This window comes from Huijunlia imazamoxiresistens, from assembly GCF_037132455.1.
Taxonomy (GTDB): domain Bacteria; phylum Bacteroidota; class Bacteroidia; order Chitinophagales; family Chitinophagaceae; genus Flavisolibacter; species Flavisolibacter imazamoxiresistens.
Genome location: NZ_JBBBEI010000079.1, coordinates 1 through 1,952, shown reverse-complemented (window position 1 = coordinate 1,952; position 1,952 = coordinate 1). Strand labels below are relative to the sequence as shown.

Sequence of the window (1,952 nt, the reverse complement as noted above, 5' to 3'; positions counted from 1 at the left end):
TATTACTCGGGTTATGCCTACACCCTGTACCAGAACGGTTGGTCGTACTACTACAATTGCAACTACTCCGTTGGTGTAAACCTGACCTTCTACGGCGCCTACCGCTACCGTTACACCTGGTGGTCCAATTGCTACTAACCTCCCTGTTGTTCCCCCGGCTTTCCTGATACCAAAGACGGCGACCTGTTCCAAAGGTTCGCCGTCTTTTTCTTTTTAAAGGGGGCGTAACAGGAGGGAAATCCTGGGTTTATTTTATAAATTTTACGTCTAAACTGAAGCAACATGAATCCTAACCAGGCATTATGGGAAAAAGGTGATTTTACGCGCATCGCCGAAACCATGCGTGAAAGCGGGGCAGCGTTGGTGGCCCAACTCGGGATCCTCAAAGGGCTGTACCTTCTTGATCTCGGCTGTGGCGATGGTACCACTGCGCTACCGGCAGCACAGGCAGGTGCCCATGTTTTAGGAGTAGATATAGCCCGGAACCTGGTGGAAGCGGGAAACCGCCGGGCAAAAGCGGAAGGGCTGTCCCATTGTACCTTCCAGGAGGGCGATGCCACCGATCTGAAGGAGCTGCAGGACAGCACTTTTGATCTCGTGATCAGCATCTTTGGCGCCATGTTCGCGCCCAGGCCCTTGGAAGTCGCCCGGGAAATGGTCCGGGTTACCCGCCCGGGCGGCCGCATCGTTATGGGGAACTGGATCCCGGGCGATCCCACCCTGGTAGCGCAAATACTGAAGATCAGTTCCGCTTACACGCCCCCGCCACCCGAAGGTTTTGTCAGCCCGATGTTGTGGGGCGTCGAAGAGCAGGTGATCGAACGCTTTGGCCAGGCCGGTGTGGCAAAGGAAAACATCTCCTTCACCAGGGATACGTTTACGTTCAGGGCCGGCTTTTCGCCTTCGGAACTGCTCGACAGGTTTAAACTTTATTATGGTCCCACCATGAATGCCTTTGAAGCGGCGGAAAAGAACGGGAAAGCGCCCGAACTGTACCGGGAACTCGAAGTCCTGTTTAACGAACAGAACAAAAGCACCTCCGGCCAAAAGACCGCCATACCGGCCACTTACCTGCGGGTGACGGTTCAACGATGAATCCGGGAAATAAGCGGAAACCTGCCCCAAAACAAAAATCCCCTCGCAACGGAGGGGATTTTTGTTTTGGGCGGGAAATAAGTTTTCCGGAAAGCATCGCCATTGGTTTTTCAGGTATTGGACTGCTTCGGCGGTTAGGCCGGGCAAAAACGGGCTGGTTTTTCGCGGACAGAGGACCTTTGGTTGGATTCTTAGGATTTGGCCAGGTTCTTCGCCTATAATGGACCGGATATTGTTTTTGGACGGGAGGTTTTCAGAGGTACCGGATCAGGAACAGGGCAAAGGTAGGGCGGCGGGCGGCCGCAGGGGAGCTGGTTTCGGTGAAACCGGCTTTTTTCCGGACGAAAGCGCATTTTAGCAACACTTAGGCTTCCATATTATAAAAAATCCCGCTGATGGGCGGGGTTCATTTTATTGGAGGCAAGGCATCTATTTTTCCGGACAGCTGAAGTAGGGACAAAAAAAAGGGCCCGAATAGAAATTCAGCCCCGTATTAAAATCCAATATCCTATGAAAAACCAGCACGAATATAAGCACCCTCCTCCGAATTGCATGCGGATGAGCTTTTAAATTCCCTCGATTACGGGTTTCTCCGTAGTGCTTCGGGGCAAGAGGTGTTGGTCATTAAACCCTATTTTTGTCCGGGGCGTTAGGAGCGAAAGAGAGGATCCCTGCTTTTAATTCTTTTTCATGGTGCATTTACCGAATCTGATCACCGACCTGGCCCTGATCCTGGGAGCGGCAGCCCTGATCACCTTTTTGTTCAAGTGGCTGAAGCAACCCCTGGTGCTGGGCTATATCATCGCCGGCTTCCTGGTCGGGCCTTACTTCAGCCTGCTGCCTACCGTGCGGGAGGC

At 52.9% G+C, this 1,952-nt stretch carries 1 protein-coding gene; it reads left to right on the top strand.

Features of this window, described 5'->3' with window-relative positions:
• Positions 1-282: 282 nt before the first annotated feature.
• Positions 283-1,095, top strand: coding sequence for a class I SAM-dependent methyltransferase (locus V9K67_RS26925; protein ID WP_336728212.1), 813 nt, complete (start codon positions 283-285; stop codon positions 1,093-1,095).
• Positions 1,096-1,952 lie beyond the last annotated feature (857 nt).

Excerpts from the sequence above, each read along its gene's own strand:
- V9K67_RS26925 (WP_336728212.1), top strand. The coding sequence starts at position 283 with ATGAATCCTAACCAGGCATTATGGGAAAAAGGTGATTTTACGCGCATC.